The following is a 24138-nucleotide window of genomic DNA, read 5'->3' as shown; positions in this document are numbered from 1 at the left end:
GGCCACGAAGTCGGCCAGCACAAAAGACAGCGCAATGAGCAGTGCTTCGGTTGAGGCAATGTGATTGGCCCGTCTTCATACGGCGACCGGGATCGCCCGTGCACAGCAGGCCAATAGCCGTCGCCACTTGGTAGAGCTGCGATTACTGGAGGTCGCCGTCACGCGCGGCAAGGCCCGTCGGATGCACCACCGCGCCGCTCAATGCTGGTTGTCGGAATGCTCCGGCGCTTTACGGCTGCGGTCCAGCCATTCGCGATACAGCACGTTGCCCCTGCGCATGGCCTCGCGCGCTCTGCGCTCGCGCCATCGCACGATGAGGCGCCAACCTACGACGATCACGATCGGCACGAACACGACGGCGGCCACTGCGGCCAGCGCTGTCAGGTGATGGGTCGTTACGTCCAAGCGTGCCTCCAGAATCGGACCGTCACACTGGCCTCGTCAACACGTGACAGGACCGCGCCAATATAGCTGCGAGAAGCGATCTGCGACGCCGCTCGGGCCACTACCACTTGCCGCGCGGCTGCCGCTCCCGCACGTTCTTGCGGACAGCATCGGCGACATCCTGCCGCTGCGCCAAGTCGGCGAAATCGATCGCGGTCAGGCTCTGCTGGTTCTTCAGCGTCGGCACAGCGCCTTCGTCCAGCAGCAGCTTGACCGCTTCCAGCGTGCCGTAGCGCGCGGCCATCATCAGCGGCGTCGTTCGGTTCGGCGACTCCGCGTCGACGAAGGCATGCTCTTCCAGCAGCAGGCGCATGATCGCCAGATGTCCCTTGGTGGCGGCATAGTGCAGCGGCGTCCAGCCGGTCTTGTTGACGGCTGCACCCCTTGCGATGAGCGCTCTGCACACCTCCAGTTGGCCGCCCAGTGCGGCCATCATCAACGGGCTCTCATCGGCCTTGTTCAGCGATTCGACTTCGGTCTTTGGCCAATCCAGCAGCACCTGCGTCACGCGCGGCGCCGGCTCGCGGATCGCCAGATACAGGCCATGCTGGCCCGCAGGATCACGCGTATTGGGATCGAACCCGCGCCGCAGCAGGCCGGAGACGACACCGGCATCGTCGCGCTTGATGGCCGCGAAGAAGTCTTCGTACGAACCTGCATGTGCGGCCAGCGAACACCAGGCCAGCAGCATGAACGCCCAAGCGCGAAAGATTGCAGTCATACATCGGGCCGGAAAAGTCTGTCGAAGTTGGCGCTGGTCTGCTGCGCCACGGCTTGCACATCCATGCCGCGCACGCTCGCCACCTGCTGGGCAACGAAGGGGACGAACGACGGATTGTTGGTCTTGCCGCGGTGCGGCACCGGCGCCAGGTAAGGGCTGTCGGTCTCGATGAGGAGCCGGTCCATCGGCACGAAGGCGACGATGTCACGCAGATCCTGCGCGTTCTTGAAGGTGATGATGCCCGAGAACGAGATGTGGAAGCCGAGGTCAAGCGCCGCGCGCGCGACCACGTCGGTTTCGGTGAAGCAGTGGAACACACCGCCGGCGGCCCCGGCAGAGGCGTCTTCGCCCTCCTCCCGCAGGATGGCCAGCGTGTCGGCCGACGCGCTGCGGGTGTGGATGACCAGTGGCTTGCACACCTGCTGCGCCGCACGGATGTGCACGCGAAAGCGCTCGCGCTGCCAGTGCATGTCAGCCACCGAGCGCTCGCCCAGACGGTAGTAGTCGAGCCCGGTTTCGCCGATCGCGATCACACGGGCTCGCTGCGATCGGGAGACGAGATCGTCCACTGTCGGTTCCTGGACATCCTCGTTGTCCGGGTGCACGCCCACGCTGGCCCAGATGTGGGGATGCGTCTGCGCGATGCCCTGCACGGTGTCGAATTCTTCGAGCGTGGTGCAGATGCACATGGCGCGGCTGACCTGTGCGGCCTGCATCTCCTGCAGGATCTGCGGCAGGCGCGCCAGCAGATCGGGGTCACTGAGGTGGCAATGAGAGTCGGTGTACATGAAAGGCTGGAACGAAGGCGGCAGCAACAAGGGCTGCCCGAGGCACGGCAGAGCCGCGCGTCAGATGGTCTGGGTCGGCCGGTCGGACGACAAATGCCCGCTCAGCATGTCTTCGATCTTGGCCTTGAGCAGGCGGGACTTCTCGTCCTTGGGAAACTGGATGCCCACGCCCTGCGTGCGGTTGCCTGCAGCGCGCGGCGGCGTGACCCAGGCCACGCGGCCGGCGATCGGGTAGCGCTGCGGATCTTCCGGCAGCGACAGGAGCACGTAGACGTCGTCGCCCAGCTGGTACTCGCGCGAGGTCGGAATGAACATGCCGCCCTCGGAGAACAGCGGAATGTAGGCCGCGTACAGCGCCGCCTTTTCCTTGATGGCCAACTGGACCACACTCGGGCGCGGTGACGACGGGGTGCTGCTCATGGGCGCGAGTTTAGGGTGGATTTCGCCAGGGCCACAAGCGCCTCCATCATCAGTCCGGCGTTCAGCGGGTGTTCCGCCACCCGGGCGCTCTGCTGCAGGCTGCGCGACCAACGCAACAAGGCCGGCAGACGCACCTTGGCGGGCAGGTCGGCGCTTTGGAAGAAGCGCGGCGCGCCGCCGTTGGCCGCCACGGTCATGTCGTGGCAGAGCTTCTGCAGCGCGCCGACGGCGTCCGCCGGCGACCAGCCACTGACCGCCGCCACGTCGCCGCGCGCCATGGCCGCCGGCACGGCCGACCAACTCCTGGCGGTGACGCCCTCCTGCGCCATGCGCAGGGCCTCCTCCGGCCGGCCCCCGGCCGCCGCGAGCAGCACCGGCACATCGGCCGCCGCGACACCGGCTTGCGCCTGCAGCCAGCCAGCCGCCGCCGGCACGTCGGGCCAGGCCATCTGGTGGCCCATGCAGCGGCTGCGGATGGTGGGCAGCAGCAAGTGCGAAGCGCCTGTGGCCAGCACGAAGCGCACGTCGCCCGGCGGCTCTTCCAGCGTCTTCAGCAGGGCGTTGGCGCTGATGTGGTTCATGCGCTCGGCGGGATAAACCAGCACCGCCTTGCCGCGGCCGCGTGCGCTGGTCGTCTGCGAAAACTCGACAGCGTCGCGCATCGCCTCGACGCGGATCTCGCGGCTCGGCTTGCGCTTCTTGTCGTCGATTTCGGCTTGCGACTTTTCGTCCAGCGGCCAGCTCAGCGCCACCATGGCCGTCTCGGGCATCAGCACGCACAGATCGGCATGGGTGCGTACCTCGATCGCATGGCAGCTCGTGCACTGGCCGCAGCCGCCATCCGGCCCGGCGCGCTCGCACAGCCAGGCCTGCACCAGCGACAAGGCCAGCTCGTACTGCCCCAGGCCAGACGGCCCCTGCAGCAGCCAGGCATGGCCACGCTGCGCCAACAGGTCGGCGCGTTGGCGGTGCAGCCAGGGCGCCAAACTCATTTCAGCAACCCCGGCTGCGTGGCCACCATGATCGCCATCCAGCCGCGGCGAACCACGGCAGCGGTGATCTGCTGCCAGACAGTGTGGCGCGCCAGCGCGGCGTCGATGCGTACGAAGCGCTGCGGGTGCTGCTGCGCCCTCTCGGCATAACCGGCCGCCACCCGCGCAAAGAATTCGCCGGGTTCGGCCTCGAAGCGGTCGGGCGCGCGCGTCGCGGCCAGCCGTTCGGCCGCCACAGCGGGGGCCAGGTCGAACCACAGCGTCATGTCCGGCTGGCGCAGCGTCTGCGCAGGCGCGCCGGGCACCTGCTGCACCCAGCCTTCGAGCACCCCGAGCACCCCGGCATCGAAGCCCCTGCCCGCACCCTGGTAGGCAAAGGTGGCATCGGTGAACCGGTCGCTGATGACGACTTCGCCGCGCGCCAGTGCCGGCTCGATCACACGGCGCAGATGGTCGCGCCGACCGGCGAACACCAGCAGCGCCTCGGTCAGCGCGTCCATGTCTTCGTGCAGCACCAGCGTGCGCAGCTGCTCGGCCAGCGCGGTGCCACCGGGTTCGCGCGTCTGCGTGACGGTACGGCCCTGCGCCCGGAAGGCTGTTGCCAGCGACTCGATGTGGCTGGACTTGCCGGCCCCGTCGATGCCCTCGAACGTGATGAAGATGCCGCGTGCTTGCATGGTGGTCAGCGGCGCTTGGCCGCCCGGTGCCGCACAAGCCGCGCCGCGCAAGGCCGCGTTCGAAGCAGGGCTGGGTGTGGAGGGCTGCGCATTCAGGGCGCGCGCTGGTAGCGGTTGACGGCCCGGTTGTGTTCGTCCAGCGAGCTGCTGAAGTGGCTGCTGCCGTCGCCCCTGGCGACAAAGTAGAGCGCCCGCGTCTCGGCCGGTTGCACTGCTGCCAGCAGTGCCTGCAGGCCGGGCATGGCGATCGGCGTGGGCGGCAGGCCGGCGCGCGTATAGGTGTTGAAGGGCGTGTCGGTCTGCAGGTCGCGCCGTCGCAGGTTGCCGTCGAAGCGCTCGCCCATGCCGTAGATCACGGTCGGGTCGGTTTGCAGCAGCATGCCGATGCGCAGGCGGTTGTGGAACACACCGGAAATCTGCGCGCGGTCTTCACCGCGGCCGGTTTCCTTCTCGACGATGCTGGCCAGGACCAGCGCCTGCTCGGCCGTCTTGACCGCCACCGTGGGCAGGCGCTGCGCCCAGGCAGCGTCGAGCTGCTTGTCCATCGCCTGCAGTGCGCGCTTGAGCACGTCCACATCGCTGCTGCCCTTGGCATAGGCGTACGTGTCCGGAAAGAAGCGGCCCTCGGCCGCCACGCCGGGGCGGCCCAGGGCGGCCATCAGCGCTGCGCTGTCCATGGTGCGGCTGTCCGGCTTCAAGGCATCCGCCTTGGCCAAGGCCTCGCGCATCTGGCGGAAGGTCCAGCCCTCGACAAAGGTCACCATGCGAAGCGCCTGCTCGCCACGCACCAGTTTGTCGAGCAAGCTGCGTGGCGTGGTGCCAGGCGGCAGCTCGTAGCTGCCGGCGCGGATCTGACGCGACTGGCCAGACAGCCGAAACCACCAGTAGAGGGCCACGGCTGGCACCTGCACCCCACCCTGCTCCACCGCTGTGGCAATGGCGCGCGCGCTGCTACCCGGCGCGATGGTCAGGTCGGCAGGTTTGCCGGCGAGCGCGGGCGCCATCGGCAGCGGCCGGTCGAGCCACCACCAGCCAGCCGCGAACAGGGCACAGGCCGTCAACACCAACACGATCAGTCCACGACGCACAGCCCTACCGCCCTTGAGAAAAACAACCGGCCATGATAATTGAGCGATGAATCACCCACTGAACGGCCTGGCCGCGTTGTCGCACCTGGGCGTGATCGCTGTGCAGGGCGAAGAGGCTGCCAAGTTTCTGCACGGCCAGCTGACGCAGGACTTCTTGCTGATAGCCCCCGACCACGCCCGGTTGGCCGCCTTCTGCTCGGCCAAGGGCCGCATGCAGGCCAGCTTCATCGGCCTGCGCTGGTCGGCCGACACACTGCTGTTGGTTTGCCCGCGCGATGTGCTGGCGCAGACGCTCAAGCGCTTGTCGATGTTCGTGCTGCGGGCCAAGGCCAAGCTGCGCGACGCCACGGCCGAGTTCCAGCTGCACGGCCTGGTCGGCGACGCCGCAATCCAACTGCTGCCGACACCGCAGGCGCCGTGGCAGCGCAGCGAAGTGGCGGGCGGCGTCGGCGTCAGCCTGTACCCGGCCGACGGCCAGCCCCGCCTGCTGCTGGTCCGCCCGCTCGAAGCGCCGGCCCTGGCCGGCCCCGAGTTGCCACTGCCCGTGTGGCAATGGACCGAGGTGCGCAGCGGCGTCGTGCTGGTGGCCCTGCCGCTGTTCGAGGCGCTGGTGCCGCAGATGTTGAACTACGAATCCGTCGGCGGCGTGAGCTTCAAGAAGGGTTGTTACCCGGGCCAGGAGGTGGTGGCGCGCAGCCAGTTCCGCGGCACGCTGAAGCGCCGGGCCTATCTGGTGCATGCGACGCATGACATCGGAGCGGGGCAAGAGGTGTTCCAGGCCACCGATGCCGAGCAGCCCTGTGGCATCGTCGTGCAGTCAGCGCCGAATCCGGCTGGCGGCTTCGACGCCATGGTCTCGCTGCAGATCAGCGCCGCCTCTGAGGGCGATATGCATGTGGGCGCGGCCGACGGCCCTGCCCTGTCACTGCAGTCCCTGCCCTACGCACTGCTCGACGACGTCTGAGAGCGTGCCGCAAGCGGCAGCACCATCTCGACATGGGCGATGCCGACCTCCTCGAACGGCTCGCCGCGCACCGTGAAACCCAGGCGCTGGTAGAAACCTTCGGCGCTGCGCTGCGCGTGCAGCACGACTTCATGATCGCCCCGCTCGGTGGCTGCCCGCACCAGCGCGTGCAGGATCTCGGCACCATGCCGCGCACCGCGCACGCCGCGTCGTACCGCCATGCGGCCGATCTTGGCGACGCCCGGTGACGGCTGCAGCAGCCGGCCGGTGGCCAGCGGCTGGTCGAGGCGGTTGGTCAGCACCGCATGCAGGGCCGTGGCGTCGGCCGCGTCCCATTCGTCCTCGCGCGCGATGCGCTGCTCCTCGATGAAGACTTCGGTGCGCACGCGGCGCGCTTCGTCCTGCAGCGCGTCCCAGTGGCCCAGCCGCAGTTGCGTAACCGGGCGGCCGGCCTCGAAGTCCAGCAGCAGGCTGCGCAGTTCGTCCGGCACCGGCTTTGCGCGCTGCTGCGCCACATCGGCAAACACGTACACCAGCTCCGCCGTGATCAGCAACTGGTCGCCGCGGAAGATCGCACCGGCGAAGCGCATGGACGAACGGCCGATGTGCTCGCAGCGCAGCGCGACATCGAGCTGGTCGTCATTGCGGGCCGAGGCGTGGTATTCGACGGTGGCCTTCTTGACGAACAGCTCGCCGCCCAGCAGCGCGAAGCTCTCGTCGTACGGCAAGGCCAGCGCCCGCCAGTAGTCCGACACGGCGACGTCCAGATACATCAGATAGTGGGCGTTGAACACGATCTTCTGCATGTCCACCTCGGCCCAGCGCACGCGCAGGCGGTGAAAGAATCGGAAATCCTGGCGCTTCATGTCATCCCTCTCAATCGGTGTGGAAGGCCTGCGCCAACGCGCGTGCCGCGTCGGCATGGGCCGCGCGCGCCTGCGGGATCGCCCGGCCCATCTTGATGAATTCGTGCACCACGCCGCGGTAGATCTCCAGATCCACCACGACACCGGCGGCACGCAGTTTGTCGGCGTACAGCACGCCTTCGTCCACCAGCGGGTCGCATTCGGCCAGGCCGATCCAGGCCGGCGCCACGCCCTCGACATCGTCGGCATTGAGCGGCGCGAAGCGCCAGTCGGCGCGCGCGGCCACATCCGGCTGGGCCTGGTCGAAGAACCAGCGGATGGCCGCAGCCTCCAGCACGAACCCTTGTGCGAACCGCTGGTGCGACGGTGTGTCCTGAAACGCCACGCAGCCGGGGTAGAACAGCAGCTGCAGCGCCAGCGGCAAACCGGCGTCACGGGCCATGATCGCGCAGGCCGCAGCCAGCGTGCCGCCCGCACTGTCGCCACCCACCGCCAGCCGGCGACCGTCCAGACCGAGCAGGTCCGCTTCGCCGGCCAGCCACTGCAGCGCGTCCCACGCGTCGTCATGGGCGGCCGGAAAGCGGTGCTCGGGCGCCAGCCGGTAGTCCAGCGACAACACGGCGCAGCCAGCCCGGTGCGCCAGCTCGCGGCACAGCACGTCGTGCGTGGCGACGCTGCCGATCGTGAAGCCGCCGCCATGCAGGTACAGCAGCACGGGCAAGGCGTCGTCGGTCCGGGGCGCCACCAGCCGGGCGGCCAGTGTGTGCCCGGCCCGCGCGGGAATTTCCAGGTCTTCCACGCGCGCCAGCTCGCGCCTTGAAATCTCCAGCACGCCGGCCCCGGCCGCATAGGCCAGGCGCGCCTGCTCCGGCGCCAGGGTGTGCAACGGCGGGTGCCCGGCACGCGCCATGCGGTCGATCACGCTGCGCATGGACGCGCTCAGCAGCGTCCTGGGGTCGAGGTTCGGCCTCACGCGGCAGCGCCCTCGTCGGACGGCAGTGTCCAGTCAAAAGGGTCCTGCTGCAGCACCATGTCGATGTCCAGCCCCAACAGCAACCCCACCTCGCCCGGGAAGCTGGTGGCCAGCGCCTTGTCGTCGTAGTGCGCTTCGCGTGCGCGGGCGCGCCACGCGGCCAGATTCAGCAGCCCGGCCATCGGCTCGTGCGCGTCGCGCTCGAACGGTGCAGCCTGATGGGCCAGCGCATCGACAACCACCGGCGGAAAACCCCAGCGCCGCGCCAGCGCCGCGCCGACCTCGGCATAGCTGTAGCCCATCCGGCGCAGTTCCACCCGTCCACGGCGCAGGTCGAACGGGCCGGCTGTGGCGTTCAGCGCCACCATGTCCTGCGGCCGCTCGGCCTGCAGCACCAGCTCGCCGATGGCGTGGACCAGCCCAGCGGTGTAGGCGATGGCCTGGCTCTGGCGCACCTGCGCGGCCAGGGCCCGGGCCAGCTTGGCCACATGCACGCTGTACCGCCAGAACTGCGGCAGTGCGAGGCCTGGCGCCGACCGCAGCCCCCCGGCCATCGCAGCGGCCGACGCCAGCGGCCGCAGATCGGCGACCTGCAAGACAGCCAGCGCCTGGGCGATGCTGGCGATGCCCTGGACACCCGGCTCGGCCGTTATGGGCTGCGGCTGCGCCTGCGCTTGCTCATTGGCCAGACGGAGCAGGCGCGCCGCCAGGCCCGGGTCACCGGCGAACAGCTGGTTGAGCTTGCGCAGGTCAGGCTGCTCGCGTGCCAGCTCGCTCATCAACAGCGCGACGCTCTTGGGCATGCTGGGCAACGCGATCTCGCCCGCCAGCAGATGGTCGAGGTCCATGGTGGTTCGCGCCGCGTACCTGGAGAGAGGTGTGCGTCGCCGGCGTCAGCGCTTGGCCGCCTGCAGGCGGGCGAAGGCCGATGCCATGGCAGATGGCGATGCCGTGTCCTGACGTCCTGCCGGGCGCCCGCCCCGCTGGCCGGCGCCAGCGTGTTCGAAGCGGTTCTCACGCGGGGCGTCGCGCCGCGCCGCTGCGGCGTCCAGCTTCATGGTCAGGCTGATGCGCTTGCGCGCCGCGTCCACCTCCAGCACCTTGACCTTGACGATGTCGCCGGTCTTGACGACCTCGCGCGCGTCGGTGACGAACTTGTTCGACAGCTGGCTCACGTGCACCAGCCCGTCCTGGTGCACGCCCAGGTCAATGAAAGCGCCGAACGCCGCCACGTTGCTGACCGTGCCCTCCAGCACCATGCCCTCGGTCAGGTCCTTGATGTCTTCCACACCGTCGTTGAAACGGGCGACCTTGAAATCCGGCCGCGGGTCGCGGCCCGGCTTTTCCAGCTCGGCCAGGATGTCGCGGACCGTGATGACGCCGAAGCGCGCGTTGGCGAACAGCTCGGGCTTGAGCGTCTTGAGCATCTCGGCGCGGCCCATCAGCTCCTGCACCGGCCGCGCCGTGTGCGCGAGGATGGTCTCCACCACCGGGTACGTTTCCGGGTGAACGCCGGTCATGTCCAGCGGGTTGCTGCCGCCGCGGATGCGCAGGAAGCCGGCGCTCTGCTCGAAGCTTTTGGGCCCCAGGCCCGTCACCTCCAGCAGCTGCTGGCGGGTGGCAAACGCGCCATGGCTCTCGCGCCAACGCACCACGGCCTTGGCCACGCTGGGCGACAGGCCCGAGACGCGCGACAGCAGCGGAACGCTGGCCGTGTTCAGGTCAACGCCGACGGCGTTCACGCAGTCCTCGACCACCGCCTCCAGCGTGCGCGCCAGCTCGCTTTGGTTCACGTCGTGCTGGTACTGGCCGACACCGATCGACTTCGGGTCGATCTTGACCAGTTCGGCCAGCGGGTCTTGCAGGCGCCGCGCAATGCTGGCGGCGCCGCGCAGGCTCACATCTACATCCGGCATTTCCTGCGAGGCGAATTCGCTGGCGGAGTAGACCGAGGCGCCGGCCTCGCTGACGACCACGCGCTGCATCTCGGCGTCCGGCGCAACTTTCTCCAGCCGCTTCATCAGGTCGGCGGCCAGCTTGTCGGTCTCGCGGCTGGCCGTGCCGTTGCCAATCGCAATCAGGTTCACGCCATGCTTGGCGCACAGCTGGCCCAGCGTGTGCAGCGACCCTTCCCAATCGCGCCGCGGCTCGTGCGGGAACACGGTGCCGGTGTCCACCAGCTTGCCGGTGGCATCGACCACGGCTACCTTCACGCCGGTGCGGATGCCCGGGTCCAGGCCCATCACCACGCGCGGGCCGGCGGGCGCAGCCAGCAGCAAATCGCGCAGGTTGTCCGAGAACACTTTGATGGCCACCTTCTCGGCGTCTTCGCGCAGCCGCGTGAACAGGTCACGCTCCGTCGACAGGCTGAGCTTGACGCGCCAGGTCCAGGCCACGCACTTGCGCAGCAGGTCGTCGGCCGCCCTGCCCTGGTGGCTCCAGCCCAGGTGCTGGGCGATGCGGCCCTCGGCCAGGCTGGGCACGGGCGTGCCGGGCTTGGCGCTGGCCGGCGCCTGCGCTTCGGGCAGCACCAGCTTGGCGTCCAGGATGTCCAGAGCGCGTCCGCGGAACACCGCCAGCGCACGGTGCGAGGGCACGCGGCCGATCGGCTCGTCGTAGTCGAAATAGTCGCGGAACTTGGCCACATCGGCGTGGTGCTCGTCCTTGCCGCTGGCCAGTTTGCTTTGCAGCAGGCCCTCATTCCAGAGCCACGCGCGCAGGCCCTGCACCAGCGTCGCGTCTTCGGCCCAGCGTTCGGCCAGGATGTCGCGCACGCCGTCCAGCACGGCGGCCACCGTGGTGAAGTCGTCGCCGTTCTCGCTCTTCTCGGCTTTCACAAATGCAGCAGCCGCATCGGCCGGCACCAGAGACGGGTTGGCGAACAGTTGGTCGGCCAGCGGCTCGATGCCTGCCTCGCGGGCAATCTGGCCCTTGGTGCGGCGCTTGGTCTTGTAGGGCAGGTACAGGTCTTCGACCTCCTGCTTGGACGCTGCCGCTTCGATCGCGGCGCGCAGCGCAGGCGTCAGCTTGCCTTGTTCCTCGATGCTCTTGAGCACGGCCTCACGCCGGTCTTCCAGTTCACGCAGATAGGACAGCCGGGCCTCCAGCTCGCGGAGTTGGATGTCGTCCAGACCATTGGTGACCTCTTTGCGGTAGCGGGCGATGAAGGGAACGGTGGCGCCACCGTCGAGCAGTTCGACCGCTGCCTTGACCTGGTCCTCGCGGATCTTGATCTCGGCGGCAAGCTGGCGAAAGATTTTCTGCATCCTGGTCTGCAATGGGGACAAGGGGCGGCAGTTTGCCACACGCCCGTCATCGCGCAGACACGCCGGGCGCGGACCCGGATCGCGTGGGCCGGCACGCCGCCACGCTGTCTCCGAAACACCTACAGCGGCTTCATCCAAACAGCGACTGCAACGACGCGAGGGCCGAACTTACATTCACATACATCCAATCCACCCTCGCACCGGCCACCAGCCGCAAGCGCACCTTGTCAGGAACGCACCATGCAGTTTGCCCAGAGTCAGCTCCCCCTCCCGGGCCAGTCATTGGCCCGACTCGCCGTGCCGCCTGGGTTGAGCCGGACCGACCCGAACACCCCCTGGCTCGAGGAGCGCCTGCCGTTCACGGTGCGCGTGGTGCGCACCGAGGCCGACCTGCACAAGGCGGTTCAGATCCGCCATGCGGCGTACGCACGCCATGTGCCCACGTTCGCCGAAAGCCTCAGGGCGCCGGAGGCCTACGACGCGATGGACGGCGTGGTCGTGCTACTGGCCGAATCCAAGCTGGATGGCACGCCGTTGGGCACCATGCGCATCCAGACCAACCGGTACCGCCCGCTGACGCTGGAGCAATCGGTCGCGCTGCCAGGCTGGCTGGCCGAGCGCCCGCTCGCCGAAGCCACGCGGCTGGGCGTCACCGATCGGCTGCAAGGTCGCGCAGTCAAGACCGTGCTGTTCAAGGCGTTCTTTCTGTATTGCCAGCAGCAGCACATCGACTGGATGGTGATCACGGCGCGCAGTCCGATCGATCGCCAGTACGAGCGGCTCCTGTTCAGCGACGTCGACCCTGCGCGCGGCTATGTGCCGTTGCGCCATGTGGGCAACCTGCCCCACCGCATCATGTCGTTTGAGGTGGGCACGGCCGAAGCGCGCTGGGCTGCGGCACACCATCCGCTGTTCGACTTCATCTTCCGCACCCGGCACGTGGACATCGACATCGGCCAACCGACGCGCCATGCGCACCAGAACTGGCGTGGCGTGAACACCGCAGGCACGCCGCTCATGCCCATGTAGAGACCGCCTGGCGGCGTGGAGCGTGCGATTGGGTCATTTTTCGACCATAAGTCCAAGGAAGTTCCAGATACGCTCATAATTTGTTGCAAATTGTGACCTCTTGACCGACGCCCGTTGCGCGACAGCGTGAAGGGTGAAAATCGAACGAAATGAAACTTCAAGGCTTGGGCATGCCCCGGCTGCACCACGCGATGGAGACCGGCGTGTACGTCCTGGCGACGTACGCGCTGCCCATCCTCATTGCACTCGTATCCTTGATCGCGCTGGTGGCGTGGTCTCACCACTTCCCGACTTCCAATGCCCGGCCGCTGTCGTTCAGCGTGCTGCGTGACGACACCGGCGCGCTGGACTCACCTGCGACTGCAGCGACGCGGCTGCGCAGCGAAGCCACGGTGGCCTTGAGGGACACCGACATGTCCGAGGCGCCGCATTGGTTCCTGCTGCCGCTCGGCACGCCGCCGTCGCCGCGGCAGGAGAGCATCGAGTTCCCCTCGCGCCATGCAAGCGAGCTGACCTGCTGGAACGCCCAGACCTTCCAGTGGCTCGGCCATGCCACCCGCAGCGTCGGCGAGGGCGCGCTGCAGGCCATCAAGGCCGGCTTTGCGATGGATCTGGCGCAGGTGCCACCGGTGCAGGAGCTGCTCTGCAAGGGCCGCTTCGTCGGCCCGGCCCGGCTGACGGCGCTGGCCTGGCCCCACGGCGAGCTGATGCTGTCGGCACAGGAGTTCTACCGCAAGTCCGGGCTGCTCGATGGCGGCCTGATCGTGCTGGCGCTGTTCATGCTGACGACCGCGCTGATCAACCGCACCAGCGTCTATCTGCTGTTTGCGGTCTGGCTGGTGCTGAACGTGCGCATGGGCGGCCTGTCGGCTGGCTGGGACACGCAGTGGCTGGGCCGGACGGTCCCCACGGACTGGATGCCGCGCGCGCGCCTGCTCACGATGGCGCTGTACTACACGCTGACGATCACGCTGTTCCGCACGCTGTTCCGCGACGATCTGACCAAGGTCGGGTTCACGCCGCTCCTGCGGTTCGCGCAATGGACCTGCGCGCCGCTGGTGCTGATGGCCGCAACGCTGTCCTACGCCACGACATTGCCTTTCATCTGGGCCGCCACAGGGCTGAACACCTGCGTGCTGGTGTTCTTCCTGGGCCTCATCCTCAAGCGCACCCGCTCACGCGTGGCCATGTGGTACGGCGCCTCATTGGCAGTCACGCTGGGCGCCAGTCTGTACGAGGTGGTGTCCGCAGCGCTGGGCACCAAGGGGCTGATCGGCTCGATCAACAGCGTCACAGCGGCACTGTCCTCCAGCCTGCTGGCCTCGCTGGCGATTGCCGAGCAGATGCGCCAGGAGCACCAGCAGCGCCTGGACGTGCAGGCCGAGCTCGAACACACCTACGAGGCCATGCCGATCGGCTTGTTCACGCTGGACCTGCAGGGCCGCTTCACCAGCGCCAACCCGGCCCTGCGCATCATGCTGGGTCAGGACGTGCTCCAGCCCGGGCGCCATGCGTGGCACCAGTACTTCCACGAAGGCGCCTGGCCCCAGCTCTACCAGATGCTGCAGGCGCACACCAGCGGCGAGCTGGAGGTACGCGGGCGCAGCCTGCTGGGCGCCGGGACCAGCCGGCGTTACCTGGTCAAGGCCGCGCTGGCGCGCGACAAGATCGAAGGCTCGCTGCAGGACGTGACCGAAAAGTCGCGCGCCACGGAAGAGCTGCAGTTCATGGCCAACAACGACTCGCTCACCAAGGTGCTCAACCGCCGAGGCATCGAGCGGGTGCTGGAACGCGCGCTGACGCAGATCGACGGACGCAACCCGCTGGCCCTGGCCTACCTGGACCTGGACCGCTTCAAGCTGATCAACGACCTGTTCGGCCACAACGCCGGCGATGAGGTGTTGCAGCAGGTCTGCGTGCGGGTGGGCAGTTTGCTGTCTGGCAGCATGGTGGTCGGGCGCATGGGCGGCGACGAGTTTCTGATCGTGATGCCTTCCACCCGCACGCCTTTGGCCACGGTGATCTGCCAGGGCATCGTCGCCAGCATCGGCAGCACGCCGTACCGTGTGGGCGACAAGGCGTTCCACGTGCGCGGCTCGATCGGGCTGATCGAGGTCGGGCCGAGCACGCGCCCCAAGGACGCGGTGTCCACCGCCGACCGGGCCTGCCGCGAGGCCAAGCGCAACAGCGTGGAGGGCCTGGTCGTCTACGAGCAGAACGCCGTGGCGCTGCGCGAGCATGAGGCCGAGCTTCGGCTGGTAGAACGCTTGTCGGGGAGTTCGGCAACCGAGGGCCTGTACCTGGAGATGCAGCCCATCATGTCGCTCAGCGCGCCGCATGCTTCGCTGAATTTCGAAGTGTTGCTGCGCATGCGCGATCCGGACGGCAAGGTGGTGCCGACCGACCGGGTGATCGCCGCCGGTGAGAACAGTGGCCGCATGGGCATCATCGACCGCTGGGTGCTGTCGGCCACGCTGGCCTGGCTGAACACCCACCTCTCGCGGCTGCGCAACACCCGGTTCATCTGCATGAACCTGTCGGGCGCCTCGCTCAACGACGAGAAGTTCATGCAGGATGTGTTCACGCAGCTGGCGCAGAACATCCATGTGGCCGGCCACCTGTGCTTTGAGATCACCGAAAGCGTGGCCCTGCACGACCTGGCCAACACGCGCCGCTTCATCGACAAGGTGCGCAGCTACGGCGCCAAGGTGGCGCTGGACGATTTCGGCGCCGGCTACACGTCTTTTTCCTATCTGAAGGAGTTGCCGGCCGATCTGCTGAAGATCGATGGCAGCTTCATCGTCAACATGAACAAGCACCCGGCCAACGTGGCCATCGTCGAGGCCATCGTCAACCTCGGTCGCAACCTGGGCATGCGCACGGTGGCCGAGTGGGCCGAGGACCACGCTACGGTGCGCACGCTGGTGGAGATCGGCGTGGACTACGTGCAGGGCTTTGCCATCGCGCGGCCGCAGTCACCGGAGCGGCTGCTGGCGGCGTCTTCCTCGGCCAGCTTCATCGAAGACGAGGAGCTGGCCCGCTACACCTTCACGCTCGGCAAGACCGATGACGTGCTGCTGCAGGTCGACATGTTCGACCACAGCCGGTTCCGCAACATCCACTGAGCGGGCCCGGGGCCGGCGCCTCACGCCTCACGCCTCACGCGTCACGCCTCACGCATGCCGCATGCCGCATGACGCACTACGCCGCGCGCAGTGCGAAACCGATGCGCGGGAAGTGCACGTGCACGGTGCCGGCACGTGGGTCTTGCCGGCGCAGCGTGAAGTGCATGCGCGTGGCGGCGACCAGCTCGCCCTCGGTGGGTTCGGGGCCGAAGCTCTCGGCCGTCACCGTGACCCGGCTGCCCAGCGCGATGCCATGGTCGTCCTGGAAGGTTTCGCCTGACACGGGCAGCGGTTCGGCCGCGGCTGCGACGGCGATGGCGTCGGCCGATGTCATCTTCTCGTCGCGCCCGTGGCCGATGGCGGCGATCCGGTACATCCAGGCCAGCACCGACGGGAAGGGGTCGAACACGCCCGCCGTGGACGGCGTGCGCGTGCGGCAGTACCACAGCGGGTGGTAGGCGGAAAAGTCGGCCAGCACGGGCGCGGCGTCGACCAGATAGTCCTGCGTTTCCAGCGTCTCCGACAAGCGACGCAGGTAGGACTTGAGGGCCGCCGTGGCGTCGGCCGGCCGCAGCCGCGTCATGCCGGCCGCCATGGCCCCGCGATCGGCCGCAAACGCCTTGCCCGCCTCGGGCGGCAGCTTGCCGAACATGTCGGCCAGACCCGCAGGCTGCATCGCATGGGCCATCGACGCCCAGAACAGCGTGCTGTCGGCCCACTGCGCCATGATGCGTGTCAGGCCCTTGTGCTGCGGCGGGTACAGGCTGGGCTGCGGCTGCCAGTGCTCCAGCACATCGCAGATCAGCGCCGTGTCGCAGTAGATGTCGGCACCCACCTGCAGCACCGGCGTGCGCCGGTAGCCACCGGTCAGTGCCTGCACATCCGGCTTGGGCATGATGGGTGGAATGTGGACGGATTTCCACGCTAGTTGCTTGTACCCGAGGATGAGGCGCACCTTCTCCGAGAACGGCGAGGTGGCGTAGTGGTGCAGGATGAGCTCGGACATGGTGCGGTCTCCTTGGGATCAGTGGGGGGCGTGCGGCATGGCACGGTCGACGATGGCGTCGAAGTCGGTGGCACCTGGCAGGCTGCCGTAGCTGTGCCCCCAGTCGCCGGCAATGCGAGAGGCGCAGAACGCGGACGAGACCGCCGACGGCGCGTGGCGCAGCAGCAGCGCGGCCTGCACGGCCAGCGCCACGTCCTGCGTCAGGCGCCGGGCCTGGTGCTCGTCACCGTCCAGTTGGTCGATGCGCTGCGGCAGGGCATCGGCCAGCCGGTCCAGCGCGGCCGACGCCCCGCGCACCGGCGCCAGTTCGGCCGCCAGCGCGGCGCCGACATCGGCCTTGCGCAGCACGCGCAACAGGTCGAGCGCCATGATGTTGCCGGCGCCCTCCCAGATCGAATTGAGCGGCATCTCACGGTAGATGCGGGCCATGACGCCCTGGCCGCCCTCCTCCACATAGCCGTTGCCGCCCAGGCATTCCATGGCTTCCTGCCCAAAGCCAGCGCCGCGCTTGCAGATCCAGAATTTGGCGACCGGCGTCAGCAGCCGGGCCATCAGCGCCTCGTGCGGATCACCCGGGTGATCGAACGCGTGCGCCAGTCGCAGTGCGAGCGCGGTCGCAGCTTCCGATTCGAGTGCCAGGTCGGCCAGCACGTTGCGCATCAAGGGCTGCTCGATCAGGCGCTTGCCAAACGCCTGGCGCTGCGCCGTGTGGTGCAGCGCCAGTGACAGCGCCTGGCGCATCAGCCCGGCCGTGCCCAGCGCACAGTCCAGCCGCGTCATGCTGCCCATCTCCAGGATCTGCGGCACGCCGCGCCCTTCTTCACCGACCAGCCAGGCGCAGGCATCGTCGAATTCGACCTCGGAGCTGGCGTTGGCGTGGTTGCCCAGCTTGTCCTTCAGGCGCTGGATGCGCAGCGCGTTGACGGTGCCGTCCGGCAGCACGCGCGGCAGGAAGAAGCACGACAGCCCGGCCGGTGCCTGCGCCAGCACCAGGAAGGCATCGCACATGGGCGCCGAGAAGAACCACTTGTGGCCGGTCAACACATAGCGCTCGCCCCAGGCGTCGCGGCCGGCGTGACGCGCTTGCGTGGTGTTGGCGCGCACGTCCGAGCCGCCCTGCTTCTCGGTCATGCCCATGCCCATGGTCACGCCGGGCTTGTCGGCCATGCGCTGCAAGCCCGGCGCATACCAGTGGCTCTGCAGTTTGGGCGCCCAGTCCACATAGACCGCCGGGTTGCCGCGCAGCGCCGGTGTGGCGGCGTAGGTCATCGAGATGGGGCACAGGATGGACGGCTCCAGCTCGGTGAACAGCATGAAGCCGGCCGCGCGCTCCAGGTGAGCCGAGCGCCCGGCATCGGCCCCCCAGGGCGTGCCGTGCAGCCCTGCGCCCACGGCGGCCTGCATCAACGCGTGGTAGCTGGGGTGGAATTCCACCAGATCGACGCGGCGGCCGAAGCGGTCGTGTGTCTGCAACTGCGGCGCGAACTGGTTGGCCAGCCGCGCATGGCTCTGCATCTCGGCAGCGCCCAGTTCGCGGCCCAGTGCCTGCAGCGGCGCCAGTGGCAGATGAGGTGCATGGCAGGCCAGCGCGTCACGCAGCGCCTGGTTGCCGGCGAACAGGTCATACCCGACCAGGGGCGCCGGCTGGTTGAAGACCTCGTGCGTGGCGGGCATGGCGGTCTGCGGCGAAGCCGGTCAGACCAGCTGCACGACCTGCTTGCCGAAGTTCTTGCCCTTGAGCAGACCCAGAAAGGCCTCGGGTGCGGCAGCAAGGCCCTGGGCCACCGACTCGCGCGGGCGCAGCTTGCCGCTGGCGACCAGCCCCCCCAACTCGGCCAACGCCTCAGGCCAGACTTCCATGTGCTCGCTGACGATGAAGCCTTCCAGCTTGATGCGGTTGATCAGCAGCAGCGAGGGGTTGGCCAATGGCAGCGGCGCACCGTCGTAGCCGGCAATCATGCCGCACAGCGCGATGCGTGCGAAGGCGTTGGTGCGCGAGAGCACGGCATCGAAGATGACGCCGCCCACGTTCTCGAAATAGCCGTCGATGCCCTGCGGGCAGGCGGCCTTCAACGCGGCCGACAGGCTCTTGGCGTCGGCGTGCACCTTGTAGTCGATGCAATCATCGAAGCCGAGCTCATCTTTCACATACGCGCATTTGTCCGGGCCGCCGGCAATGCCCACCACGCGGCAGCCGCGCGCCTTGGCCAGCGCGCCGAACGCGCTGCCAACGGCGCCACTGGCCGCGCTGACCACCAGCGTCTCACCGGCCTTGGGCGCGATGATCTTGACGAGGCCATACCAGGCCGTGACGCCCGGCATGCCGACCGCGCCGAGGTAGTGCGACAGCGGCACCTGGCTGGTGTCGACCTTGCGCAGGCTGCCGGGCTGCGTGGCGTCGACCACGCTGTACTGCTGCCAGCCGCCGAAGCCGACCACCTTGTCGCCCACGGCGTAACGGGGATGGCGGCTCTCGACGATCTCACCGACCGTGCCGCCCTGCATCACCTGGCCCAGCGGTTGCGGGACAGCGTAGCTCTTGGACTCGTTCATGCGGCCGCGCATGTACGGGTCCAGGCTCATGAAATGGTGACGCACCAGCACCTGGCCATCGCTGAGCGCGGGCGTCTCCGAGTCCACAAGCTTGAAGTTGGCGGTGGTGGCTTCGCCTTCGGGGCGGTTGTCGAGCAGGATCTGTTGGTTCTTGGGCATGGCGATGTCTCAGTCGGAAGGGAGGGTGCGGGAGTTGGGCGAGCGCGGCACGTACTTGAAGGTGCCGGTGGCGTGTGCGCACACGCGGCCCTCGGCATCGACGATGCGGCTCTCGGTGAAGGCCATGCGGCCGGTGTGGTGCAGCACGCGGCCAAGCGCGCGCAGCGGGCCACGCGCCGGCTGCATGAAGGTGGTTTTCATCTCGATGGTGATGACGCCCATGTCGTCGCGCAGGCTGCGCGCGGCCGTGGCCATGGAGACGTCGAGCAAGGTCATGCAGGCGCCGCCATGCGTGACGGCGAAGTTGTTCATGTGCTCCGGCCGGGCTTCATAGTCCATCTCGGACTCGCCGCCCGCAAAGCGCGTCAACACCATGCCCAGGTGGTCGACAAAGGGCACGTCGAGCCCACCGGTGCCCGTCACGCCGCCCCCAGGACGACACTGACCCCGCCGTCGACGGCCATCCATTGGCCGGTGATGTGCTTGCCGGCCTCGCTGGCGTACAGCAGCGCGATGCCCTTCAGGTCTTCGTCGTCGCCGAGACGGCCCAGCGGCACGCCGGCCTTCATGTGGTCTTCGCCGAGCTGGTCGATCAGGCCCGAGGCCAGCTTGGTGCGGAAGAAGCCGGGGCAGATGGCGTTCACGGTGATGCCGTAGTGGCCCCACTCGGCCGCCAGCGTCTGCGTGAAACCCAACACGGCTGTCTTGGACGTGTTGTAGGCCAGGGTCTTCATGCCCACTGGGTTGCCGTTCAGGCCCGCGATGGACGCGATGTTGATGATGCGCCCGCGCTTGTTCGGGATCATGTAGCCGGTGGCCACCTGCTGCGACAGGATGAAGTAGCCGCGCACGTTCAGGTTCATGACCTTGTCCCAGGCCGCGACCGGGTGCTCCTCGGCGGGCGCGCCCCAGCTGGCGCCGGCGTTGTTGATGAGGATGTCGATGGCGCCCATGCGCGCCAGCGTCTCGTCGGCCAGACGGCGGGTGTCTTCCTCCTTGCCGCAGTCGGCCGCGATCCAGCGGGCGTCGATGCCGGCGGCCTGCAGGTCGGCTGCGGCCACCTCCAGGTCGTCGGCCTTGCGGGCGCTCAGCATGATGCGGGCGCCGGCCTCGCCCAAGGCGTGGGCCATCTGCAGGCCCAGCCCGCGCGAGCCACCGGTGATCAGTGCGGTCTTGCCCTGGAGATCGAAGAGTTGTTGGACATTGCGGCTCATCTCGGTTCCTTGGAGTGAAAGACTTACAAAATCAGGCGCCGCGCCTGCGGCACTTTATGGGGAAGACGACGACGTCAGGCGCGAGCGCACGTAGATCAGCCCGAACCCCACGGCGGCCACCAGGCCACCCGCGACGATGAGGACGAGGCCAATCGTCTCGTCCATGCGGTGCGTGGCCAGGCCCAGGACCAGCGTCAGCAAGCCGCCATAGACCAGGATCCAGATCAGCATCTGCAGCCGCTTGATAGATTGGGGTGAAGCCATGGCAGGACTGTACCCCCGCAGATTCCGCACGGCCCGCGTGGATGTCAGAACGCGTCTTCCGCCAGATCGACACAGGTCGGGTCGCGGCTTGCCACCACGGCCAGCCAGGCACCGATCTTGGGCAGCTCGTAGCGGTAGAAGAATCGCATGGCGGCGTGACGGCCTTGTGCGGCCGCGCCCTGCGGCGCGCCTGCGGCCAACGGCGCGCTCACCACGTCGAGCCAGATCCAGGCCAGCACCGCATGGCCGAAGGCCTGCAGGTAGGGCACGGCGTTGGTCAGCGCTTCGTGCGGCTGGCCGGTGGACCACGCAGCACGCGTGGCGGCCAGCACAGCGGCCCATGCATCCTGCAGCTCGGCGGCCTCGCGTGCGAGCGCCGGTTGCAGAGCGGCACGCGCTGCCGTCTGCGCGAGGCGTGCGCCCAGCAGCGCCAGGCCGCGACCGTCTTCCATCAGCACCTTGCGGCCCAGCAGGTCCATGGCCTGGATACCGTGCGTGCCCTCGTGGATCATGTTGAGCCGGTTGTCGCGCCAATATTGCTCGACCGGAAAGTCGCGCGTGTAGCCGTAGCCGCCGTGCACCTGGATCGCCAGCGAGTTGGCTTCCAGGCACCACTCGCTGGGCCAGCTCTTGGCAATCGGCGTGAGCACCTCCAGCAACAGTCGGGCCTCGTCCACCGACGCGGCGTCACCCGTGCGCAGCTCGTCGACCAGGCGCGCGCAGTACAGCTCCAGAGCCAGTGCGCCTTCGCCGTAGGACTTCTGCGCCAGCAGCATGCGCCGCACGTCGGCATGTTCGATGATGCGCACCTGCGGCGCGCTGGCGTCCTTGCCGGCCTTGCCCTGCGGCCGGCCCTGAGGGCGGTTCTTGGCGTAGTCGAGTGAGGCATAGTAGCCCGCCAGCCCCAGCATGGTGGCCGAGGTGCCGACGGCGATGCGAGCCTCGTTCATCATGTGGAACATGCAGCGCAAGCCCTCGTGCGGCTTGCCGACCAGGTAACCGATGGCGCCTGCGCTGCCGCGCACCGGGTACTTGCCTTCGCCGAAATTGAGCAGGGTGTTCGTGGTGCCGCGCCAGCCCAGCTTGTGGTTCAAGCCGGCCAGCGCCACGTCGTTGCGCTCACCCGTCAGCTGGCCCTGGGTGTCGACCAGCTTCTTGGGCACGATGAACAGCGAGATGCCGCGTGTGCCGGCGATCGGTTTGCCATCCGGCCCGGGGATCTTGGCCAGCACCAGGTGCACGATGTTCTCGGTCAGCTCGTGTTCACCGGACGAGATCCACATCTTGTTGCCGGTCAGCCGGTAGCGCGGGCCCAGCGGGTCGTCGCCATGGTCCGCACCGTCGGGCAGCGCGCGGGTGGTGATGTCCGATAGCGACGAGCCGGCCTGCGGCTCGGACAGGCACATGGTGCCGGAGAAGCGGCCGTTGAACTCGTTGCGCGCGAACACGGCCTTCTGTGTCTCGCTGCCGTGCACCAGCAGCAGATTGGCGTTGCCCTTGGTCAAGAGCGACGAGTTGATGCTGACCGAGGCCAGCGCGAAGAAGGCATTGGCCGCCGCCTCGACTGTGTAGGGCAGCTGCATGCCGCCCTCCTCGTAGTCCTGCGCGGCGCTGAGCATGCCGGACTCGGCATAGGCCCGGTTCGCTGCATGACTGGCGGCCGGGAGGATGACCTTCTCGCCATCGAAGCGCGGCTCCTCGGTGTCCACCAGCCGGTTGAACGGTGCGTACTTCTCGCGTGCGATGCGCTCGCAGGTGTCCAGCACGGCGTCGAAGGTCTCGCGCGTGTGATCGGCATAGCGCGTGCGGCCGGCCAGGTCGGTGGCATGCAACCAGTCGTACAGCAGGAATTCGAGGGTGGGCCTCAAGGTCATTTGGCTATCCTTCGTGCGTCGCACTGCGCAGCGCAGCGCCTTCGGTGCGAGCTTGCTTGGAGCGCCCCGGCGCAGAGCTCACGGCGCCGGGGTTTCTGGAAGTTTGGCAATGGTGCCCTGGGCCAGGGCGCAGAGCTTTTCAACGCCGCCCTGCACCGCGAACACTTCGCAAGCGCAGACAGCTTGGGAGCGGCCGACGTGCACGGCGTGGGCCCGCGCGATCAGCCGTTCGCCAACGGCGGGGCGCAGATAGTTGACCTTGAATTCGGATGTCACCACCGGCACGCGCATCGCGGTGCCGCCGGCGAAGGTCAGCGCGTTGTCGGCCAGAAAGCTCAGAACGCCACCGTGCGCAAAGCCGTGCTGCTGCAACAGTTGGCCGGTCAGCGCCAGTTGCAGTTCTACCTCGCCCGGCTTCAGCGCCGACAGCTCTGCGCCGAGCAGCACGCTGAACGGCTGAGACGCCAGGATCTGGCGGCCCAGCGCCAGAAATTCCTGTGCACCCGGCGCTGTGGCGTCGGCGCCGTCAGGCATCAGAGCACCTCGAACACGCCGGCTGCACCCATGCCACCGCCGATGCACATGGTGACCACGACGCGCTTGGCGCCGCGCCGCTTGCCTTCGATCAACGCATGGCCCGTCAGCCGCTGGCCCGACACGCCATACGGGTGACCGACCGCGATCGCGCCGCCGTTGACGTTGAGCCGGTCGCCCGGAATGCCCAGCTTGTCGCGGCAGTAGATCACCTGCACGGCGAAGGCTTCGTTGAGTTCCCACAGGTCGATGTCGCTGACCTTCAGGCCCAGACGCGCCAGCACCTTGGGAATGGCGAACACCGGTCCGATGCCCATTTCATCGGGCTCGCAGCCGGCCACCGCAAAGCCGAGGAAACGGCCCAGCGGTGTGAGGCCGCGCTTTTCGGCCAGGGTTTCGTTCATCAACACGCAGGCGCCGCCGCCATCGCTGAACTGGCTGGCGTTGCCCGCCGTGATCAGGCCGCCGGGCAGCGCCGAGCGCAGGCCGGTGATGCCTTCCTTGGTGGTGCCGGCACGGATGCCCTCGTCGTTCTCCACCGTCACCTGCTTGGTCGTCAGGCCCATGACCTTGTCTGCCACGCCGGCGGTCACGGTGATGGGCGCGATCTCGGCCTTGAACAAGCCCGCCTCCAGCGCGGCCGTGGCCCTTTGCTGGCTGGCGGCGCCGTACTCGTCCATCGCGTCGCGCGAGATGTTGTAACGCTTGGCCACCTGCTCGGCGGTCTGCAGCATGTTCCAGTAGATCTCGGGCTTGTTCTTGACCAGCCAGGGGTCGGTCATCATGTGGGTGTTCATCTCCTGCTGCACGCAGGAGATGCTCTCCACGCCGCCGGCCACGTAGACATCGCCCTCGCCCGCGATGATGCGCTGCGCGGCGGTGGCAATGGTCTGCAGGCCGGACGAGCAGAAGCGGTTGATCGTCATGCCCGAGGTGGTGATGGGCAGGCCGGCGCGCAATGCGATCTGGCGCGCGATGTTGGCGCCGGTTGCACCCTCGGGGCTGGCGCAGCCCATGATGACGTCGTCCACCTCGGCAGGCTCGATGCCGGCGCGCTGCACGGCGTGCTGAACGGCATGGCCGCCCAGGGTCGCGCCATGGGTCATGTTGAAGGCACCCTTCCAGCTCTTGGCGAGCGGCGTGCGGGCGGTGGAGACGATGACGGCGTTGGTCATGGCAAT

General features: G+C 68.2%; 23 protein-coding genes. 3 read left to right on the top strand and 20 right to left on the bottom strand.

The features are described from left to right. Positions 1-198: 198 nt before the first annotated feature. From AC099J_RS26600 to mltG, 7 genes are all read right to left on the bottom strand, one after another. Entirely contained in the window at positions 199-405 is a 207-nt protein-coding gene (locus AC099J_RS26600) for a hypothetical protein (RefSeq protein WP_479618311.1), read from the bottom strand. Between the two features lie 100 nt (positions 406-505). Then, positions 506-1165, bottom strand: a complete 660-nt coding sequence (locus AC099J_RS26595; protein ID WP_479618310.1) for an ankyrin repeat domain-containing protein — start codon at positions 1163-1165, stop codon at positions 506-508. Further along, on the bottom strand, positions 1162-1953 hold the full coding sequence (locus tag AC099J_RS26590) for a TatD family hydrolase (RefSeq protein ID WP_479618309.1): 792 nt from the start codon (positions 1951-1953) through the stop codon (positions 1162-1164). Before AC099J_RS26590 ends, AC099J_RS26595 begins: the two co-directional genes overlap by 4 nt. Positions 1954-2013: 60 nt before the next feature. Further along, positions 2014-2373, bottom strand: coding sequence for a PilZ domain-containing protein (locus AC099J_RS26585; RefSeq protein ID WP_479618308.1), 360 nt, complete (start codon positions 2371-2373; stop codon positions 2014-2016). Beyond that, positions 2370-3365 (bottom strand): DNA polymerase III subunit delta', encoded by a 996-nt coding sequence (locus AC099J_RS26580; protein ID WP_479618307.1) that lies wholly within the window; start codon positions 3363-3365, stop codon positions 2370-2372. The genes AC099J_RS26585 and AC099J_RS26580 overlap by 4 nt, the downstream gene beginning before the upstream one ends. After that, on the bottom strand, positions 3362-4042 hold the full coding sequence (gene tmk / locus AC099J_RS26575; RefSeq protein WP_479618306.1) for a dTMP kinase: 681 nt from the start codon (positions 4040-4042) through the stop codon (positions 3362-3364). Before tmk ends, AC099J_RS26580 begins: the two co-directional genes overlap by 4 nt. Positions 4043-4134: 92 nt before the next feature. Then, complete coding sequence (gene mltG, locus AC099J_RS26570) at positions 4135-5130, bottom strand: endolytic transglycosylase MltG (protein ID WP_479618305.1); 996 nt, start codon at positions 5128-5130, stop codon at positions 4135-4137. 46 nt (positions 5131-5176) lie between these two features. On the opposite strand from mltG, the gene ygfZ reads away from it, so the two are divergent. Further along, positions 5177-6094, top strand: coding sequence for a CAF17-like 4Fe-4S cluster assembly/insertion protein YgfZ (gene ygfZ / locus AC099J_RS26565; RefSeq protein ID WP_479618304.1), 918 nt, complete (start codon positions 5177-5179; stop codon positions 6092-6094). Here the strand turns inward: ygfZ and AC099J_RS26560 are convergent. Genes AC099J_RS26560 through AC099J_RS26545 form a run of 4 tightly spaced genes read right to left on the bottom strand, consistent with a single transcriptional unit; the run spans position 6070 to position 11199 of the window. Then, positions 6070-6960, bottom strand: coding sequence for a YbgC/FadM family acyl-CoA thioesterase (locus tag AC099J_RS26560; protein ID WP_479618303.1), 891 nt, complete (start codon positions 6958-6960; stop codon positions 6070-6072). The genes ygfZ and AC099J_RS26560 overlap by 25 nt on opposite strands. A gap of 10 nt (positions 6961-6970) precedes the next feature. Beyond that, the gene (locus AC099J_RS26555) at positions 6971-7891 is read right to left on the bottom strand and encodes an alpha/beta hydrolase (protein ID WP_479618377.1); all 921 of its coding nucleotides are present in this window, start codon (positions 7889-7891) and stop codon (positions 6971-6973) included. 38 nt (positions 7892-7929) lie between these two features. Next, positions 7930-8781: an HDOD domain-containing protein gene (locus AC099J_RS26550; protein ID WP_479618302.1), complete on the bottom strand. Its 852-nt coding sequence runs from the start codon at positions 8779-8781 to the stop codon at positions 7930-7932. A 45-nt stretch (positions 8782-8826) separates the two neighbouring features. After that, complete coding sequence (locus tag AC099J_RS26545; RefSeq protein ID WP_479618301.1) at positions 8827-11199, bottom strand: Tex family protein; 2373 nt, start codon at positions 11197-11199, stop codon at positions 8827-8829. A 240-nt stretch (positions 11200-11439) separates the two neighbouring features. Here AC099J_RS26545 and AC099J_RS26540 point away from each other — a divergent pair, with 240 nt between their 5' ends. Beyond that, entirely contained in the window at positions 11440-12228 is a 789-nt protein-coding gene (locus AC099J_RS26540) for an N-acyl amino acid synthase FeeM domain-containing protein (RefSeq protein WP_479618300.1), read from the top strand. A 149-nt stretch (positions 12229-12377) separates the two neighbouring features. Next, the gene (locus tag AC099J_RS26535) at positions 12378-15353 is read left to right on the top strand and encodes an EAL domain-containing protein (protein ID WP_479618299.1); all 2976 of its coding nucleotides are present in this window, start codon (positions 12378-12380) and stop codon (positions 15351-15353) included. 76 nt (positions 15354-15429) lie between these two features. Here the strand turns inward: AC099J_RS26535 and AC099J_RS26530 are convergent, their stop codons facing one another. The 9 genes from AC099J_RS26530 to AC099J_RS26490 all read right to left on the bottom strand — a co-directional run bounded on the left by AC099J_RS26530 (position 15430) and on the right by AC099J_RS26490 (position 24132). Beyond that, positions 15430-16359: a glutathione S-transferase family protein gene (locus AC099J_RS26530; protein WP_479618298.1), complete on the bottom strand. Its 930-nt coding sequence runs from the start codon at positions 16357-16359 to the stop codon at positions 15430-15432. Positions 16360-16377: 18 nt separating this feature from the next. Next, positions 16378-18033: an isovaleryl-CoA dehydrogenase gene (locus tag AC099J_RS26525; protein WP_479618297.1), complete on the bottom strand. Its 1656-nt coding sequence runs from the start codon at positions 18031-18033 to the stop codon at positions 16378-16380. Positions 18034-18054: 21 nt separating this feature from the next. Next, positions 18055-19071, bottom strand: coding sequence for an NADP-dependent oxidoreductase (locus AC099J_RS26520; RefSeq protein ID WP_479618296.1), 1017 nt, complete (start codon positions 19069-19071; stop codon positions 18055-18057). Between the two features lie 9 nt (positions 19072-19080). Continuing rightward, positions 19081-19494 carry a PaaI family thioesterase gene (locus AC099J_RS26515; RefSeq protein ID WP_479618295.1) on the bottom strand — a complete coding sequence of 138 codons (414 nt, stop codon included), beginning with the start codon at positions 19492-19494 and terminating at the stop codon, positions 19081-19083. Next, on the bottom strand, positions 19491-20285 hold the full coding sequence (locus AC099J_RS26510) for an SDR family oxidoreductase (RefSeq protein ID WP_479618294.1): 795 nt from the start codon (positions 20283-20285) through the stop codon (positions 19491-19493). Before AC099J_RS26510 ends, AC099J_RS26515 begins: the two co-directional genes overlap by 4 nt. Before the next feature lie 54 nt (positions 20286-20339). Next, positions 20340-20549, bottom strand: a complete 210-nt coding sequence (locus AC099J_RS26505) for a hypothetical protein (RefSeq protein WP_479618293.1) — start codon at positions 20547-20549, stop codon at positions 20340-20342. Positions 20550-20593: 44 nt separating this feature from the next. Further along, entirely contained in the window at positions 20594-22423 is a 1830-nt protein-coding gene (locus AC099J_RS26500; RefSeq protein WP_479618292.1) for an acyl-CoA dehydrogenase, read from the bottom strand. Between the two features lie 78 nt (positions 22424-22501). Beyond that, positions 22502-22957 carry a PaaI family thioesterase gene (locus tag AC099J_RS26495; RefSeq protein WP_479618291.1) on the bottom strand — a complete coding sequence of 152 codons (456 nt, stop codon included), beginning with the start codon at positions 22955-22957 and terminating at the stop codon, positions 22502-22504. Then, positions 22957-24132 carry an acetyl-CoA C-acyltransferase gene (locus tag AC099J_RS26490; protein ID WP_479618290.1) on the bottom strand — a complete coding sequence of 392 codons (1176 nt, stop codon included), beginning with the start codon at positions 24130-24132 and terminating at the stop codon, positions 22957-22959. The genes AC099J_RS26495 and AC099J_RS26490 overlap by 1 nt, the downstream gene beginning before the upstream one ends. Positions 24133-24138: the final 6 nt, after the last annotated feature.

Source organism: Rhodoferax sp. RT4P68 (genome assembly GCF_056521305.1).
The sequence above is the reverse complement of the archived record's forward strand: the minus strand, read 5'-3'. Positions and strand labels throughout refer to the sequence as shown.